The 16,010-nt window shown below is 44.8% G+C and carries 17 protein-coding genes; 7 read left to right on the top strand and 10 right to left on the bottom strand.

The features are described 5' to 3' along the window. Window positions 1-288 precede the first annotated feature (288 nt). Together menB and ACYQ4O_RS03750 are read left to right on the top strand one after the other, a co-directional pair. The gene (menB, locus tag ACYQ4O_RS03755; protein WP_066594776.1) at window positions 289-1,143 is read left to right on the top strand and encodes a 1,4-dihydroxy-2-naphthoyl-CoA synthase; all 855 of its coding nucleotides are present in this window, start codon (window positions 289-291) and stop codon (window positions 1,141-1,143) included. 10 nt (window positions 1,144-1,153) lie between these two features. After that, on the top strand, window positions 1,154-2,506 hold the full coding sequence (locus tag ACYQ4O_RS03750) for a class I adenylate-forming enzyme family protein (RefSeq protein ID WP_460174800.1): 1,353 nt from the start codon (window positions 1,154-1,156) through the stop codon (window positions 2,504-2,506). A gap of 38 nt (window positions 2,507-2,544) precedes the next feature. On the opposite strand, the gene ACYQ4O_RS03745 is transcribed toward ACYQ4O_RS03750, so the two are convergent. Together ACYQ4O_RS03745 and ACYQ4O_RS03740 are read right to left on the bottom strand one after the other, a co-directional pair. Next, entirely contained in the window at window positions 2,545-4,008 is a 1,464-nt protein-coding gene (locus ACYQ4O_RS03745; RefSeq protein WP_308513154.1) for a DegQ family serine endoprotease, read from the bottom strand. Between the two features lie 171 nt (window positions 4,009-4,179). After that, entirely contained in the window at window positions 4,180-5,091 is a 912-nt protein-coding gene (locus ACYQ4O_RS03740) for a LysR substrate-binding domain-containing protein (RefSeq protein WP_308513155.1), read from the bottom strand. Between the two features lie 103 nt (window positions 5,092-5,194). Here ACYQ4O_RS03740 and ACYQ4O_RS03735 point away from each other — a divergent pair, with 103 nt between their 5' ends. From ACYQ4O_RS03735 to ACYQ4O_RS03720, 4 genes are all read left to right on the top strand, one after another. Then, entirely contained in the window at window positions 5,195-6,346 is a 1,152-nt protein-coding gene (locus ACYQ4O_RS03735) for a trans-sulfuration enzyme family protein (RefSeq protein WP_277040112.1), read from the top strand. A gap of 38 nt (window positions 6,347-6,384) precedes the next feature. Then, on the top strand, window positions 6,385-7,707 hold the full coding sequence (locus ACYQ4O_RS03730) for an anaerobic C4-dicarboxylate transporter family protein (protein ID WP_460174799.1): 1,323 nt from the start codon (window positions 6,385-6,387) through the stop codon (window positions 7,705-7,707). A 347-nt stretch (window positions 7,708-8,054) separates the two neighbouring features. Then, window positions 8,055-8,168 carry an entericidin A/B family lipoprotein gene (locus tag ACYQ4O_RS03725; protein WP_201415742.1) on the top strand — a complete coding sequence of 38 codons (114 nt, stop codon included), beginning with the start codon at window positions 8,055-8,057 and terminating at the stop codon, window positions 8,166-8,168. 43 nt (window positions 8,169-8,211) lie between these two features. Beyond that, on the top strand, window positions 8,212-8,358 hold the full coding sequence (locus ACYQ4O_RS03720) for an entericidin A/B family lipoprotein (RefSeq protein WP_308513157.1): 147 nt from the start codon (window positions 8,212-8,214) through the stop codon (window positions 8,356-8,358). A 2-nt stretch (window positions 8,359-8,360) separates the two neighbouring features. On the opposite strand, the gene ACYQ4O_RS03715 is transcribed toward ACYQ4O_RS03720, so the two are convergent. Further along, window positions 8,361-9,731 carry an ATP-binding protein gene (locus ACYQ4O_RS03715; RefSeq protein ID WP_308513158.1) on the bottom strand — a complete coding sequence of 457 codons (1,371 nt, stop codon included), beginning with the start codon at window positions 9,729-9,731 and terminating at the stop codon, window positions 8,361-8,363. Beyond that, window positions 9,732-10,388 carry a response regulator gene (locus tag ACYQ4O_RS03710; protein WP_066594786.1) on the bottom strand — a complete coding sequence of 219 codons (657 nt, stop codon included), beginning with the start codon at window positions 10,386-10,388 and terminating at the stop codon, window positions 9,732-9,734. A gap of 347 nt (window positions 10,389-10,735) precedes the next feature. On the opposite strand from ACYQ4O_RS03710, the gene ACYQ4O_RS03705 reads away from it, so the two are divergent. Then, a complete protein-coding gene (locus tag ACYQ4O_RS03705) occupies window positions 10,736-11,194 on the top strand; it encodes a DUF4870 family protein (RefSeq protein ID WP_374041554.1) in 459 nt (152 codons plus the stop codon). 138 nt (window positions 11,195-11,332) lie between these two features. Here the strand turns inward: ACYQ4O_RS03705 and ACYQ4O_RS03700 are convergent, their stop codons facing one another. The 6 genes from ACYQ4O_RS03700 to ACYQ4O_RS03675 form a co-directional block, all read right to left on the bottom strand. After that, window positions 11,333-11,599 (bottom strand): cyd operon YbgE family protein, encoded by a 267-nt coding sequence (locus tag ACYQ4O_RS03700; protein ID WP_308513159.1) that lies wholly within the window; start codon window positions 11,597-11,599, stop codon window positions 11,333-11,335. 178 nt (window positions 11,600-11,777) lie between these two features. Next, on the bottom strand, window positions 11,778-12,917 hold the full coding sequence (gene cydB / locus ACYQ4O_RS03695) for a cytochrome d ubiquinol oxidase subunit II (protein WP_460174798.1): 1,140 nt from the start codon (window positions 12,915-12,917) through the stop codon (window positions 11,778-11,780). Window positions 12,918-12,930: 13 nt separating this feature from the next. Beyond that, on the bottom strand, window positions 12,931-14,499 hold the full coding sequence (locus tag ACYQ4O_RS03690; protein WP_308513161.1) for a cytochrome ubiquinol oxidase subunit I: 1,569 nt from the start codon (window positions 14,497-14,499) through the stop codon (window positions 12,931-12,933). Then, window positions 14,481-14,702 carry a cytochrome oxidase putative small subunit CydP gene (cydP, locus tag ACYQ4O_RS03685; RefSeq protein ID WP_277036321.1) on the bottom strand — a complete coding sequence of 74 codons (222 nt, stop codon included), beginning with the start codon at window positions 14,700-14,702 and terminating at the stop codon, window positions 14,481-14,483. The genes ACYQ4O_RS03690 and cydP overlap by 19 nt, the downstream gene beginning before the upstream one ends. Window positions 14,703-14,798: 96 nt before the next feature. Then, window positions 14,799-14,945 carry a hypothetical protein gene (locus tag ACYQ4O_RS03680; protein ID WP_157108112.1) on the bottom strand — a complete coding sequence of 49 codons (147 nt, stop codon included), beginning with the start codon at window positions 14,943-14,945 and terminating at the stop codon, window positions 14,799-14,801. A 169-nt stretch (window positions 14,946-15,114) separates the two neighbouring features. Further along, window positions 15,115-15,840: a DUF1801 domain-containing protein gene (locus ACYQ4O_RS03675; protein ID WP_308513162.1), complete on the bottom strand. Its 726-nt coding sequence runs from the start codon at window positions 15,838-15,840 to the stop codon at window positions 15,115-15,117. Window positions 15,841-16,010 lie beyond the last annotated feature (170 nt).

Raw genomic sequence — 16,010 nt, 5'->3', positions numbered from 1 at the left:
GAGATTTATCTAAAAGGCTAAGGGCGTTTGTTCTTGGCCTTTTTGCAATTGAGAACAAAGAGTTAGGGGATACAATTGTTTGGAGTTGTGATCTTTTTTTACTCTGACTCCGAGTAAATTGAATCACACAATCCGATAATTGAGGAGCTTAGTTGGAAGTCATTGTTGATGCAGAGAAAAAAATGTTGACACTTAGAGGTCGAGTTTTCGGGAAGTGATATATCCAATCGATGGAATTGCATGCAAATAACGATTAATATCTTGGTTCTATCAAAAAGGATTGAACAGATGCAGCCTCAATTAGACACTTCTTCACTGCCGAAAATTCCTGAATGGAAAAAGGTAAAAGACTTCGAAGATATCATTTACGAAAAAAGTGATGAAGGCATTGCCAAGATCACGATTAATCGTCCCCAAGTCAGAAACGCTTTCCGTCCTCTGACCGTCAGAGAAATGGAACAAGCTTTGGCCGATGCCAGAGATGATGAAAATGTCGGCGTGATCATTTTGACCGGTCAAGGCAAAGATGCGTTCTGTTCCGGCGGAGACCAGAAGGTTAGAAGTACCGGAGGCTACGTTGGTTCCGACGGTGTACCTCGCTTGAACGTTTTAGATTTCCAAAGACAAATCAGAACTTGTCCGAAACCCGTTATTGCGATGGTTGCAGGATGGTGCGTAGGCGGCGGTCATGTTCTGCACATGATTTGCGACCTGACTATCGCGGCGGACAACGCCAGATTCGGTCAGACAGGTCCTAAGGTCGGCTCTTTTGACGGCGGTTGGGGTGCTTCCTATATGGCCAGAATCGTTGGGCAGAAGAAGGCTCGTGAAATTTGGTTCTTGGCTCGCTTCTACGATGCTAAAGAAGCTTTGGACATGGGATTGGTCAACAAGGTTGTTCCGTACGAAGATCTTGAAGCTGAAACCGTTCAGTGGTGCAGAGAAATTCTTGCCAATTCTCCGCTTGCCATCCGCTGCTTGAAGTCTGCTTTGAATGCTGACTGCGATGGACAGGCCGGTTTGCAGGAGTTGGCCGGCAATGCGACACTGCTTTTCTACATGACTGAAGAAGGAAAAGAAGGTAAAGAAGCTTTCTTGGAAAAACGCCGTCCTAACTTCAAGAAGTTCCCTCGTCTCCCGTAAACTCTGTTTCATGACACTCGACCTTTTATCTGTCAGGAGAGCAGCAGAGGAGTTTCCACAGCGTTTGGCTATTAGAAGGAGCCTCGCTGACGGGGGAGACTTGTCTTTTTCTCAACTGGCAGAATTGGTTGAACAACGAATTGCTGAGATTGAAGAAGAAGAAGGGCGTACTAAGATTTATCCCTTAGTCGTCCATCCTAATACGGATTCGTTGGTGTCCGTATATGCTCTGTTAGAGCTGCACATTCCGATTCTTGTGCTTCATCCGTCCCTTACCGAGACTGAAAAGCAAAGGTTCTTGGCTCAAGTCGATACTTTCACGGATCCGCTTCCGGAAGACACTGCAATTATTGTTTTTACTTCCGGAACAACCGGTAAGCCCAAAGCGACTATTCTGACGAGAAAAGCTCTCATTAGCAGTGCTCAATCAAGTGCCAAGAATATTCCTTTGGAAGAAGGAGACGTTTGGCAGCTGAGTATTCCCCCGGCTCGAATCGGAGGTTTTTCTATTGTTAGCCGCAGTTTGATTGCCCGCACAGCAATCTCTTTTGCGCCTAAATTCTCTGCTAAGGCCTATACGGAGAGCTGGGATAGGGACGGAGTCACTTTGTCGTCTATCGTTCCTACGATGCTGATAAAGGTCTTGGAGGATTGTCCTGATTGGCGTCCGAGTAAAAACTTTAAAACCTTCTTGGTTGGGGGAGCTGCTACTTCTGACAAAGCACGAAAACTGGCTTTTGAACGCCATCTTCCTCTCGTGATGACTTACGGCATGACTGAGACCGCGAGTAACGTTGTCAGTACGCCTTTTGAGATGAGATACTCCATCACCAAAGGCAACGGCAAAATCAATCCCGGGGCCGAGATAAAAATCGTTGACGGCCGCCTATTGATAAGAGGACCGATGCTCCTTGAGGGTTATTGGGGAAGAGAAACTAAGGACGAAAACGGATGGTTTGATTCCGGAGATTTAGGTCACATCGACGAAGAAGGTTACGTCTATGTCAAAGGACGAGCGAAAGACGTTATCCTTTCCGGCGGAGACAATGTGTATCCGCAGGAAGTTGAAGAGGCACTGGAGAACATTCCGGGTATTAAGCAGGCTTTGGTTCTCGGTAAACCGGACGAAACTTGGGGAGCTATCGTTACAGCACTTCTTGTTCCTGAGGATAAGGGCAGGAAGCCCGAAGCAACGGACATTATTTCAGGTTTGTCCAACGTACTTGCAACCTATAAGTCCCCTAGACTTATTTCCTGGGTTCCTCAGCTCCCTGTCAATGCTTCAGGCAAACTAAACCGCAGGCCCAAGGTTCTTGAAGGACTGACTTTTGAAGTTCTTCACTACACCGCCAAAAATAAATAAGGCCTGCATTCCACAGGCCTCATCGCTAACGTATCAGCTTATTTTTTCTCGGTTTCAAGAGGAACCGGAACGAAGATTCTTTGACCTTTTCTGTCAATCAGAAGAGGAATGGAAGTACCGGCTTTTTCCAATACTTTCTTTAAATCGTCAGCGGTCTTAAGTTTCTTGCCGCCTGCGCTGAGAATGATATCTCCGGTTTGAATACCGGCTTCTGCAGCAGGGCCTTCAACGGTGTCAACAACAATACCGGAAGAATGCTTTTTCTTTTCCAGATCATTGAGCGGGCGTGTAGACAGTCCTAAACGATCAACGGAAGAGTTAGACGGTGCTGTGTTCTTGAAGTTAAGTTTGCCGTCTACAGGCATTTCATCGACAGTCATTGTTAATTCAGTCGGTTTCCCTTCTCGGAGGACGATAACCTTCACCTTTGAACCCGGCTTGGTTGCGGCGACAGCTTGAGAAAGCTTGGCCATTTCGTCAATCTTCTGGCCGTTGAATTCAATGATGACATCTCCTTCTTTCATACCGGCTTTTTCTGCAGGGCCTTTCTCTTCAATCTGAACGACTAAAGCACCTTTTTCGTCTTTCAATCCGAAGCTTTTAGCCAATTCAGGAGTCATCGCTTGCATCATTACGCCGATTCTGCCCCTGGAGACCTTCCCGTCTTTGATTAGCTGGTCTTTGATTTGGATTGCTAAGTCAATAGGAATCGCAAAAGACAAGCCCATGAAGCCGCCCGAGGTGGAGAAAATCTGAGAGTTGATGCCGATAACCTCACCTTTCATATTGAAGAGCGGACCGCCGGAGTTTCCGGGGTTAACAGCCACGTCAGTCTGAATAAACGGTACGAATTGATCATCCGGCAGATTACGGCTTTTAGCTGAAACGATACCGGCTGTGACGGTGTTGTCTAAACCGAATGGCGCTCCAATAGCGGCAACCCATTCACCGACTTTAACCTTATCAGAGTTTCCGATTTTGACGGTAGGGAGGTCTTTTGCATCAATCTTGATGACTGCTACGTCCGTCTTTTGATCGCTGCCGATGACTTTGGCCTTGAGTTTTCTTTTATCTGTGAGATGAACGGTGAGCTCATCTGCACCGTCAACAACGTGATGGTTGGTCAGAATATAGCCGTCAGGAGAAATAATGAAGCCTGAACCCTGGCCGTGTCTTTCGGGAGTGCCAAAGCTTGGGAAATCATCGCCGAACGGGAAGGGGAAGCCGAATTTTCTTAGTTCTTCGAACGGATCTTGACCTCTCGGACGTTTGTTTTTGGTAACTTTCTTGGCTTTTTTGAGTGTTTCGATGCTGACAACTGCCTTGCCGTTATCTTCCACTAACTTAGAGAAATCAGGTAAAGCTGCAATCAGTTGAGTCGGGGTGACTTCCTGAGCGTTTGCAGCAGGAAGAAGAGTATTTAGAGCCGCTGCTGAGGAAAAAACGAAGGAGAATGCAACAGCAGAAGCAACGAGTGATCTTTTAAGAGAAGTAGAAGTCATAATGATTTTGCTCTTCTAATTTGTAAAAAGTTCTGTCGTTTCATCATTAATAAAATTCCTTAAATTTAGCTTAAAAGAAACCGGCTCTCTGTAAATAATTACATCACTGTTTAATCACATTACTGCTCTAAATGATAAAAAAAGAAAATGCTGAAAAAATTGCTTCATGAACTAAAGAAAGGCGGCTTTTTTTACTTCATTAATTTCTTCGGTAAGTTCTATCCTTAAGCATTTGAGTAATCGTTGGCAAGCCTCGGAGAGAGGGTGCCCAGGGCGGAACACCAAAATACCAGAAAAATTAATTTTTATCTCAAGAGGTTTGACGACAATCCCAGAATTTAAAAAGTGATGAGCTGCTATCGGACTGACAAGTCCCATCCCAAGTCCTTGTTGGGCCATTACGCAGATAGTTAAAGAATATGGAGTTTCTGCAACAACTTTTAGAGAGTTAAATCTTTCACCTAAAACCTCTGAGAGCTGTTTTTGAGAGCTATCTTCCGGACTCAAGGAAAGAAAGGGATATTCTAAAAGTTGTTCAATCGTAACTTCTTTTTCTTTTGCGAGAGGATGATTTTGATGCATAACTAAAACCCCTTCTTCTTTAAATAAATGAGAATGTTCTAGTTTTTCATAAGGCATCTCGTCTGCCATTAGTCCGAAATCAGCAAGTCCGGCCGAGACCTGTTCATAGACCTCCTTTGAACTTAACACCTTTAAAGAGAGAAAGATGTTTTCTTTATCCATATTAAAACGCTTGAATACTTTTGGAAGAAAGACATTCCCAAGAGCAGGAAAACTCGCAACAGTAATCGAGCCTTCATTAAGTTGCTTAAGAGAATGAAGTTTATGAGTGAGGGTATCGATGCCAATAAAGTATTTATAAACGTCGACTAAAAAAGCTTTGGCTTCTCTTGTGGGAACTAATCTACCGCGAACACGATGAAAAAGCAGGACGTCAGCTCTTTCCTCGAGTTTCCGGATGGCCTGACTGACTGCAGGTTGAGATATTCGCAATTTCTCTGCCGCCTGTTTAGTACTTCCTGTTTGCATCACCAGTCTGAAAATTTCAATTTCTCTATGCATATTCAATCTTATAAGTTTTACTTATAGCCTAAATAATTTTAGCTGTTGATCATGCCCCCTTTGTTATTTATCTTAATTTATGTTGAATCTCACGGAGGAACACATGAAGCAGTACCACGACACCAAGGGCAATCCCTTTGCCAGCCTTTCTCCAGCGGTTTGGAGAGCTTCCACAGTTGTTTTTGATAACTTTGAGGACTTTGTGGCAAGGAAATCTAGGCAACCAGACGGTTATAGTTACGGACTGACCGGAACGCCAACAAACAGAGAACTGGAGAGAGCAATTGCAGAATTAGAAGGAGCTAAGCATTGTGTTGGCTTCCCTTCGGGGCAAGCAGCTTTAATGGCTACAGTGATGGCCTTTGTTCGCGGAGGAGATCATCTCCTAATATCTGAGTCATGTTATGGAGCGTTAAAAACCTTTGGAAAAAAATGGCTCAGCCAAATGGGAGTAGACGTTGAATTTTTCCCTCCGGCCATTGGAGGCGAGATCCAAAAGTTTTTGAAAACCAATACAAAAATGATCTGCATGGAGTCTCCCGGTACTGTAACGATGGAGATGCAAGATGTCGATGCAATAACATCCATTGCTAAAAGAAATGACATCCTGACAATGATTGATAATACATGGGCGAGTCCTCTGTTCTTTAAACCTTTGGAACATGGGGTAGATTTTTCAATAGAGTCCGGCACCAAAATGTTTGGGGGTCATTCGGATTTATTGTACGGATCGGTAAGCCTTAATAATTTTGATCAATATTCAGTTTTACGTGAAACTCAAAGTATTTTGGGATTAAATTGTTCTCCAGAAGACTGTTTTTTAGTACTTCGCGGAATGGAGACTTTCGAGTTAAGACTGCGCAAACAAAGCGCATCTACACTCAAAATCGCATATTGGATAAGTCAACAGCCTCAAGTAAAAAAACTTTTTTATCCACCCTATGAAGGAGATCCGGGCTACCCGCTCTGGAAAAAACAATTTACTGGATCAGGTCCTCTATTTTCTTTTTCTTTCGCCGAGGATAACGAAAAAGCTATAGCCGCATTTTTCAACAACCTAAAAATGTTCTCTATCGGAGCGAGCTGGGGAGGCACACGCTCTCTTATTGGTTTTTATCCGGCATCTCTCCAGAAGGCCAGAGAGTTTTCACCTACACAAGATGCTCTTGTAAGAGTTGCTATCGGCGTTGAAGACCCTCAGTTGTTAATTAATGATTTAAAAAATGCCCTTCTGGCCTGGGAGTCTGCACTCTAAAACCATTGAGTGACATTTTTACTTGAAGGTGGAAAATTATGCTAACTGTACTATTACTGCAGCTCGTTGTTGTCGTGGCCTGTATTTTGATTGGATCAAGGTATGGAGGGATTGCTTCCGGCCTTTTTGGAGGGTTGGGACTTGCGATTCTTGTTTTCTTATTTGGTCTTAAGCCGGGATCGCCTCCAATCAATATTGTATTAATTATTTGCGCCATCATTTCTCTTTCCAGTGCGCTCCATGCTGCTGGAGGTTTGGACTATTTGGTTGGGATTGCTGCAAAAATATTGAGAAACAACCCCAAACGCATAACGTATATGGCACCGTTGGTAACTTGTTTTTTCTCTTTGCTTTGTGGTTCGTCTTACGTAGCTCTGGCTGTATTTCCCATAATCGTGGAAATTGCCTATAAAGAAGGAATTAGGCCAGAGCGCCCGATATCCATGGGACTATTGGGAGCAACGCAGGCTTTGACGGGAAGCCCAATGAGCGCAGCAACCGCTGTTTTGGTTAGTGTGCTAGCCGTGTATGGAGTTACTCTAGGGCAGGTGATGCTTGTTTGTATACCCTCGGTTGTCTGCGCCTTAATGCTAGCCGCTTTTGTTGTATCTCATCATGGGGTGGAATTAGATAAGGACCCTGAATTTATTCGTAGGCGTGATAGCGGAGAGTTAGCTTCTCCCGCAGAAGTCAAATTTGAGGCAATTAAGCCGAAAGCAAAGATAGCAGTAGGTGTATTTATTGCTGCTATTGTAGTTACAGTACTTCTCGGATCCTTCCCCTCTTTGTTGCCAACTTGGGAAGTAGGAGGAAAAGTAACCCGTCTTTCTATCCCGTTTACCATCAGTTTGGTGATGTTTTCTTTTGCGGCCCTGATGATTCCTCTCTGTGAAATTAAACCAGGAAAGATCATACAATCCTCAATCTTTAGTTCAGGGATGATGGCGGTTATAAGTCTGTTTGGCGTAGCTTGGATGTGCGATACTTTCTTTAGCAACAACAAGGGTACTTTTATAACTTTTTACCAAACCTATTTTTCGGACTCTGTCTGGCTCTATGCAGTTGGGTTTTTTATCATCTCCTTCCTAATCGCTAGTCAAGGAGCAGCAACAACGATTGCGATGCCGCTAGGAGTCACTTTAGGTATCCAAGCACCATATTTGCTTGCCTTATTTCCGATAGCGAATGGCAGTTGGTTCTTACCGATCAGCGGAAATATGTTTGCTGCTATCGCAATGGATAGAACCGGGACGACAGGAATCGGGAAGTATTTGCTAAATCATAGTTTCATCCTTCCGGGAGCTATTACTTGCTTTGGCTCAGTGTTTTTTGCATTCATTCTTATTAACTTATTCTTTTAGTTATAAAAGTTAAAACAGAGATTGGTAAATTAAAGTTTGCTCAGCTTGTCTTTCTCCTAGGCAGTTGCTTTTTTTTCCAACTGCTTAGGAGTTTGGGTGCGATAGCTAAAACAGCGTAGAGCTACCGTCCAAAGAACTCACCGATTCATGCAAATAAGGTCGCAGATAAAAGTCGTTTTGAAAAGTGCCTCTTTAAGATCTCCTTCAAGTTCTGCCCAAAGCATCTATATCCCCGTATTGGATGAAAAAAGTTTCTTAGCAGGCAACTAAAAATTAATATCAGAGATATAGACATTTTTAAAGAGAGGCTTAAATTGAAAAAAGTTGCTTGTCTGCTGGCTGCAGCAATGCTTTGCCTAGGTTTGACCGCTTGCAATACCGTTAAGGGTGTAGGGCAGGATGTTTCCGCAGTTGGCGGCGATATCGATTCAGCTGCTACAGCAGTTCAAAATAAGATGTAATGCGTTTTAGTCCGAACAATTAACTTATCCGAAAGGAATTATTATGAAAAAGTTTGGAATTACAGCAATTCTCGTTGCATTCGTTCTTGCTATCGCAGGGTGCAATACTGTGAAGGGCATTGGTAAAGACGTCTCCGCTGCCGGAGAAGGAATCAATAAAGGCGCAACCGCAGTATCCAATAAATTCTAGAACTAGTTATCAGAGTATTCGTCGTCAGCTTCGTCCTGATTTTCTGATCTCTGTTTTTGGGTCGCGGGAAATGAAATCTTAAAGGTGATACCTTTCCCGTCGAGACCGTCTTCTAGCGACGGTTTGCCGCCGTGCAGTTCTGCAACTCGTCTGACAATTGCCAGACCGATGCCGGTTCCCGGGATTGTTTTTGTTCCCTCGGCACGATAGAACCTTTCAAAAATTCTTGCTCTTTCGGCCTCCGGGATGCCGGGACCGTCGTCTGAGACTTCAACAATACCGTTACCATTCTCGATACCGGTCGCGATTCTGATGTGGCCCCCTTCCGGTGTATATCGAATGGCGTTATCGCACAGATTCGTGATCATGAGCTGTAAAGCGTCTTTATTGCCGAAAACAATCGCTTTGCTTTTTTCGAGAGTTGAAATCTCAATGCCTTTCTGTTCAGCGACTACGCTGATTTCATCTTGAATGCTTGTTGCCAATGCATGAAGGTCTAGTGGCGCCATAGGCTTTTCGGAATTGTCCGGATCCAAACGCGCCATCGTCAGCAACTGGGTTACAAGACGGGTTGCTCTTTTAATGCCTTCTTTTAAGCGTCCGAATGCTTTTGCCTTTGCTTCTTCGGTCTTAGCTCTTTCTGCTAGTTGAATTTGAAGATTTAGTGCCGTAAGGGGCGTCCTCAACTCATGGGCAGCATCGGATGCGAAACGGCTTTGCAGTTTGAAGCTGTCGGATAGACGAGCAAGCAAGTCGTTCAAAGAATTTACCAAAGGGGCTAACTCTACGGGCATCCCCTTCATAGAAAGAGGTTGCAGGGAGGTAGGAGAGCGCCTGGCGATAGCCCGGGAGGCTCCCTCAAGGCTCGAGAATCCGTGACGGATGAAAATCCATAGAATCAAAGCGATCACCGGAACGGCTACTATCAGGGGAATAAGGATAGGTTTGGCGGTTTTAATGGCGACTTCGCTTCTTAGAACAGCTGGCTGAGCCACTTCCACAATCTGCCCTGTTAGGTTTTGAGAGGTATAGAGCCGCCATGGTCTGCCGTCTATGAGGATATCTGAAAAACCAGTCCTCTCAGCTATCGGTAGCTTCTCCATATTGCGGGAGATAAAGGTCATTCCACTGATGGGATCATGAATTTGTACCACCAGACTATCATCGGCAGGCAGAAGAGCTCCTTTTTTTAGAAAAGGGATCTCTCCGCTGTGGATGGAGTTGAGTGAAAGCGCAACCTGCTTTAAGGAATTGTCCAGGAGCCTGTCGACCTGCTGTTGAACGGCAAAATAGGTCGCAATACCTTCACAGAAGGTACTGAATAAAAGAACGACAATAACGGACGCCAGAAGCCGTTTTCGGATGGAGAACAATTAGGTCTCCAGAATATAGCCGACGCCTCTGACAGTTTTAATGCTGTCTTCCGAGAGTTTTTTCCGCAAGTGGTGAATATGAACCTCAATAGCATTAGAGCCAATCAAGGAATCATAGTTGTAAAGTTTTTCTTCCAACTGAGCGCGAGAGAGAACAATGCCCTTTCTTTCGGCCAGAGCAAAGAGCAGAGCATATTCTTTGCTCGACAGGATGATAGATTGTCCGTCAAATAAAACTTCACGGGTGGTAGGATTAATTGTTAAACGACCTCTTTCGATGATTGGATCTGCACGTCCTGCCGAGCGTCTCAGAAGAGCTCTGACACGAGCATTTAATTCGTCTAAATCGTAAGGCTTGATGAGGTAATCATCGGCTCCGGCATCGAGACCTTCAATTTTGTCATTAACGGTATCTCGGGCGGTTGTAATGAGAACCGGTGTATGGTTTTTCTTGCGTCTCATATCTTTTAAGACATTAAGTCCGTCCTTGCCCGGGAGACCAAGATCAAGAATTACGATTCCGAATGAAGTGGTATCCAGAGCGATGGTTGCAGAGCCCCCGTCCTTCACCCAGTCAACGGCATAGCCTTCCGATTTGAGCCCGTCGACGACAGCCTCACCGATCATTTCATCGTCTTCAACCAATAGAACGCGCATAGTTTTCTCCAAACATCATTTCGTGATTATCTCATGATGGTGAGACGATGGCGATCTTAATTACTAATTAGTGAAATTGTCGTCTGTTTGAAAAATAAGACAATTTGATCTTCTCTTGGGCGCCTTTTGATTTGTGGAAGGCTGCAACATTTCAGGAAAAAGGCCTCGTCGCTCTTTATCCCTATTGTGGATCTCGGAGAATGTCTTCACCTGGTTTTAATTGATAACAAGCTTTTGCGTACTTTTCTTAAAAAGTGCCTAAAATCTCGTTCCTAAAAATACCTGTTATAAGAAAGCTCGAGAAATTTTTGGTGTTTAATAAAACCTTGGATTCAATGGAGTAAGCCATGTCCGATTATCAAATGATGAACCAACAGCAGCCGAACTTTCAGCAGCAGCCTAATTTTCCGGTTAATCAGGTTCCTCGCAATTTAGTTACCGTTACGCAGATAGTATATTTTCTGCACGGCCTTTCCATTGTGCTCGGAGTTTTTTCCGGAGCTTCTATTGCTACTGCATTCGTATTCGGTTGGCCGTCCATTATTGCCGTCATCATTAACTACGTCAAAAGAGGCGATGTGCAAGGAACGTACCTCGCCAGCCACTTCACTTGGCAGATTAGAACGTTCTGGTATGCGTTCTGGTGGATTATCTTTGTTTGGGTCGTCGGCTTCTTCTTAGCCTTCATCCTCGTTGGATTAGCCGTGTGGTTCATCGGTTTTATTGTTCTGGGTATTTGGGTGTGCTACCGCATTATTCGCGGCTGGTTGAGATTGTCTGATGGCCTGCCGATGCCAATCTACTAGTAAGCGGTTACTTACTTTGACGTATCAAGGATTGAAAAAATGGCCGGTTGGCAGTAAGTACCAATCGGCCATCGTGTATTGAGCTTACGAATGCTAGCGATTTAGGATTTTTCAGCAGGCTATTTGCTCAGAGAGTGCTTAGAAAAATTTCATCGGACTTTGAGCCAAGATAACTCCCCCACAGACAATTACCAGAGGCCAGGCGACCAGGGGAGAAAAAATCACTCTTAGAATGCGGTTGTTTGGAACGAAGCCAACGCCGTAGACGAAGCAGAAGCTCATGCCTAACATCAAGCCCACCAACCAGCCATGAGGAACCGAGTGCATGTCCGTCGAAATGATTCTTGGGAACACGATAATGGTGCCGGCAATGGCTAGTGCAAGTAAAAAAGAAAGTATTCTCATTCTTATCTGAAAAAGAAAATAATGCCCGGCTTGCACCGGGCCTGTTCCAAATTATTTGTCGTTATCGATCTTTGTTGTGAAGTTTGCTGAGCCCCAGATCATGAGTACTAAGCAAGCCAACCATAAAAAGTAGATCATTATTTACTCCTTCGAGAGCCCCGAGGGGCTCATTCCTTAATTAGTACAAGTTCTTAGAGTTATCTTGGATAACCTTCGGTGTAAGCTTGCCGCTCAATACTTTGTATGCCCAGCCGGTGTAAAGAAGAACAATCGGCAGGAAAATCAAAGTAACGCAGAACATGACGAACAATGTTGTGTGAGAGCTTGTGCAGTCCCAGGCTGTCAAAGAAGAAGCCAGGTTTGTTGAGGACGGCATCAAGAACGGGAACATTGCTGCGAGCGGAGTAAATACTGTACCGATCATTGCTAAAGAAGAGCAGATGATGGCCCAGCCGGCTTTCTTGCCGCTGATAAACAGGGAAGACAGCACGCCGCCTGCAACAGCAAGAACAGGAAGGATCCAGAGCACAGGATACTTAGCAAAGTTGGCAAACCAGGCACCCTCCTGAATCTCAACGGTCTTGTTGAGCGGATTCGGGAGCATTGCAGGATCAATGGCGGATGTGATGACATAACCCTTGATTCCGAAGTAGACCCAAATGCCTGCCAAGATGAACAGGATTGCATAGAGGAAACCGGCAATCTGAGAGCACTTGGCAGCTTTACTTTGCAAATCTCCCACAGATCTCAAAACAAGGTAGTTTGCACCCTGAGAAATGAAGATGCAGATAGAGACAATGCCGCAGAGAAGGGCAAACGGATTAAGGAGTGCCCAGAAGGAACCAGTGTAGAAGCTACGCAGGTTATCGTCGAAGTGGAATGGGACGCCCTGAAGAAGGTTGCCGAAAGCTACACCGCAAACGATTGGAGGTACAACGCTGCCAACGAACAACAACCAGTCCCAAGTGCTTCTCCAAGTGGTGTTTTCCACTTTGCTTCTGTAGTCAAAACCAACCGGTCTGAAGAACAGAGCGAAGAGGACCAACAACATTGCCCAGTAGAAACCGGAGAAGGATGTTGCGTAAATCAGCGGCCATGCAGCAAAAATAGCACCGCCGCCGGTAATGAACCAAACCTGGTTGCCGTCCCAGTGAGGGGCAACCGCATTGATCATGATGCGTTTTTCATCGTCGTTTTTTCCGAGGAACGGCAATAAGGTACCGATACCCATATCCTGACCGTCCATAATGGCGAAGCCGGCAAGGAGAACCCCGATAAACAACCACCATATAACTTTTAGTACTTCATAATCTAACATTGATGTACCCTCCTTACTTGGCAGCCTTGGCAGCTTGTTCGTGGTGATAGGCGCCTGTTCCCAAAGAGCTAGGACCTAATTTAGCGAAACGAATCATCAACCAAGCTTCAACAATGAGCAAGCCGGTGTAAAGAATAACCAGGCTGGCTAATGAACCCCAGACTGAACCTACAGACAAGGAAGAAACAGACAAGTGGGTCGGGAGAATTTCCCAAATTGTCCATGGCTGTCTGCCGTATTCAGCAACGAACCAACCTGCTTCGCAAGCAAGCCAGGGTAATGGAACGGAGATGACGGCCAATTTAAGAAGCCAATGCTTCTTATCGATAACTCTCTTGTATGCGTACCAAAGAGAGAGACCGAAGATGAAAATCAAAGCAACGCCGACGCCAGCCATCAAACGGAATGCATAGAACATTGCGTCGATAGAGTATGGGATGGAATCGTTAGCAGCTTTTTGGATATCTGCTTCAGTAACCTTAGCAGGGTCGTTCTGATATTTCTTAGTCAACAGTCCGAAGCCAAGATCTTTCTTGTGCTGTTCAAAGAGAGCTTTGACTTCAGCGTTATTCGGATCTTTTCTGAGCTGCTCAAGAGCGCCGACAGCTACTACGCCGCTAGCAATCTTGACCTTGTTTTCAGCAATAATTTCTTTAAGGCCCGGAACTGTCTTATCGAAGCTGCGGGTTGCAAGAATACCGGCGAGATAAGGAACTTTGATTTCGAAAGTATTCTCTTGCTTTTCCGGATCAGCAAAAGCGACTAAAGCCATTGCAGCCGGAGCAGGTTCAGTTTCCCACATACCTTCCATAGCTGCTAACTTAGCCGGCTGGTCTTGAGCTGCTAAATAGCCGGATTCGTCGCCTTGCCAAGCGGCAAGCAATGAAGCACAGAAGCCAAAGCAGGCAGCAACACGGAAGCTGCGTTTTGCGAAGTCAATGTCACGGCCTTTGAGCAAGTACCATGCGGAGATTGCCAAAACGAAAGCAGCACCGGTGGCGTAGCCGGCAGTAATGGTATGGAAGAACTTTGTCTGAGCCCATGGGCTGAGAATGACTGCAAAGAAGTCATTCATTTCCATACGCATTGTCTGATAAGAGAAGCTGGCACCGGCAGGGTATTGCATCCAACCGTTAGCAACAAGAATCCACAGAGCGGAAAGGTTGGAGCCTAATGCCATGAGGATAGTACATAAGAAGTGAGTGCCTTTCTTGACTTTATCCCATCCAAAGAAGAATAGGCCGATGAAAGTGGACTCTAAGAAGAAAGCCATTAAGCCTTCAATAGCAAGAGGAGCACCGAAAATGTCCCCTACATAGTGAGAATAGTATGACCAGTTAGTACCGAATTGGAACTCCATGGTAATACCGGTTGTGACACCCAAGGCAAAGTTAATACCAAATAACTTGCCCCAGAATTTCACCATGTCTTTGTAGACTTGTTTCCCGGTCTTTAGGTAGCAGGCTTCCATTGCTACCAAAATCATCGAGAGACCCAAAGTTAGTGGGACAAAAAGGTAGTGATACATCGCGGTCGCCGCAAATTGCAGGCGCGACAGATCAACTAGTTCTGTTGAGAGCATATTCCCTCTCCTTTTTCGTTATTAATTAAAGAAGTGTTAATAGAAGTATTTCTGGAAAGAATACCTGCGCTTACGGCTTCAGGAGTCTGCTCGGTTTTGGTATCAGGTCCGAAGAAGACAAAACATATTGCAGCAATGATTGCGAGCTTGCAGCCGATGACTGCAGAAAGCTCCCATATAAGCTTTTTATCGTTCTTTTTCATAAAGCGGTAAAAACAGGTTCCAATGTAACAATGAATTTCAATTCGTTATATTACCTATTGCAATAAGTGTAATAGGAAAAAATGTTCTGAATGGGATCATGGACTTGTGATATTTGGATTCGGTGCCGGAACATCATCGCCCTCCTCCCAAGGAAGGGGCAATAATGCCATAAAAGCAAAGAAAATCAAGGCCACAGCGACAACGAGCCACTTCCAGAGTTTTTTCTTTTCTCGAGAGTCCATAGTGAAATACAAACGAATTAAAAAAAGTGGAAAAAGAGACGTGAATAGTACAACGGACACCTATCCCATTGTCCCATGAGGAAAAGAATATACACAATAAAAAACTCTCGATTTCCGTTCGAACTTATCTTGGGAAATCGAGAGTTATATGCTTAAAAATTAAAACTTGTTATTCTTCAGCGGTTTTCGCTTTTGTTCTTCTGGTTCTCTTTGGTTTTGCCGTTGTGTCTTCGGCCGCAGCAGCCGTTTTCCTAGGGGCCCGTCTGCGGATAGGACTTTTTGCCGGAGCAGCAACCTTTTTTAGAGCCGGATTTTTCGGCTGAGAGCTGGCGGTCATAGCCGGATCCTTGAAAGTCGGAGCTCTCAAAATTTCAACAGGCTTTTCCGGCTCTTCAACCTCGACTTTAACTTCCTGTTGAACTTCCTCTTCATCCTTACCCATTGGAATGCGGACAATGGGAGGAGGTGCCTTAGCTTCTTCCTCCGTGATTTTCCAGAGTTCAAGAAGTTCTTTTTGTGTCGGTGCCGGAGTTGTTTTTACGCGTTCTCTTCTGGCAGCAACGGAATCACGAACGATTTTTTCGAGGCTGTCGAGAGGGATACGGTTAAGGTCGTCAAAACAAATAGCACTGCGGTCAGCCAAAACGCCCTTAACGCTGTCTTTATAGTTTTCAACAACAGAAGGTTCAGCAATGAAAAGAGTCATTGTTTTTTCTGTTGATTCAAGGGCGAAAAGAGGACCATGAAGTTCATAAAAAGCGAGCCCATATCTCATGCTTTCGCGGACGCCTCTAGCTGAACGTCTAATCATACTGCAGACGCGAGCCATGGCAACACGCCGATCGGCAGGTAATTCTCTAAGATAACCTCCTACAGTCGTGGCTTTGAGCTCCATTAAATTCCTCCATGAACGACATATCTTTAGACAAACTATTATTATAACTCATTTATCTAAAACGGTTTTTTACCGTTTGGGCGGTGAGCGCCGATTGTTCGGTCTTCTCAAAGGATTTGCGCCGTAAAAGTCAGGCATAGATGATGTTTTTGCAACTCATAGAACAGAAA

It is taken from the genome of Turicimonas sp. TL08 (assembly GCF_054660695.1).
This window is presented reverse-complemented; position numbering and strand designations above follow the sequence as displayed.

Bases quoted from the DNA above. Each gene is read 5' to 3' on its own strand.
- cydB (WP_460174798.1), bottom strand. From the start codon at position 12,917: ATGTTAGATTATGAAGTACTAAAAGTTATATGGTGGTTGTTTATCGGG.
- ACYQ4O_RS03710 (WP_066594786.1), bottom strand. From the start codon at position 10,388: ATGCGCGTTCTATTGGTTGAAGACGATGAAATGATCGGTGAGGCTGTC.
- ACYQ4O_RS03700 (WP_308513159.1), bottom strand. From the start codon at position 11,599: ATGAGAATACTTTCTTTTTTACTTGCACTAGCCATTGCCGGCACCATT.
- ACYQ4O_RS03705 (WP_374041554.1), top strand. From the start codon at position 10,736: ATGTCCGATTATCAAATGATGAACCAACAGCAGCCGAACTTTCAGCAG.
- ACYQ4O_RS03750 (WP_460174800.1), top strand. From the start codon at position 1,154: ATGACACTCGACCTTTTATCTGTCAGGAGAGCAGCAGAGGAGTTTCCA.
- ACYQ4O_RS03725 (WP_201415742.1), top strand. From the start codon at position 8,055: ATGCTTTGCCTAGGTTTGACCGCTTGCAATACCGTTAAGGGTGTAGGG.
- ACYQ4O_RS03745 (WP_308513154.1), bottom strand. From the start codon at position 4,008: ATGACTTCTACTTCTCTTAAAAGATCACTCGTTGCTTCTGCTGTTGCA.
- ACYQ4O_RS03730 (WP_460174799.1), top strand. From the start codon at position 6,385: ATGCTAACTGTACTATTACTGCAGCTCGTTGTTGTCGTGGCCTGTATT.
- ACYQ4O_RS03740 (WP_308513155.1), bottom strand. From the start codon at position 5,091: ATGCATAGAGAAATTGAAATTTTCAGACTGGTGATGCAAACAGGAAGT.
- ACYQ4O_RS03720 (WP_308513157.1), top strand. From the start codon at position 8,212: ATGAAAAAGTTTGGAATTACAGCAATTCTCGTTGCATTCGTTCTTGCT.
- cydP (WP_277036321.1), bottom strand. From the start codon at position 14,702: ATGAAAAAGAACGATAAAAAGCTTATATGGGAGCTTTCTGCAGTCATC.
- ACYQ4O_RS03675 (WP_308513162.1), bottom strand. From the start codon at position 15,840: ATGGAGCTCAAAGCCACGACTGTAGGAGGTTATCTTAGAGAATTACCT.
- ACYQ4O_RS03680 (WP_157108112.1), bottom strand. From the start codon at position 14,945: ATGGACTCTCGAGAAAAGAAAAAACTCTGGAAGTGGCTCGTTGTCGCT.
- ACYQ4O_RS03735 (WP_277040112.1), top strand. From the start codon at position 5,195: ATGAAGCAGTACCACGACACCAAGGGCAATCCCTTTGCCAGCCTTTCT.
- menB (WP_066594776.1), top strand. From the start codon at position 289: ATGCAGCCTCAATTAGACACTTCTTCACTGCCGAAAATTCCTGAATGG.
- ACYQ4O_RS03690 (WP_308513161.1), bottom strand. From the start codon at position 14,499: ATGCTCTCAACAGAACTAGTTGATCTGTCGCGCCTGCAATTTGCGGCG.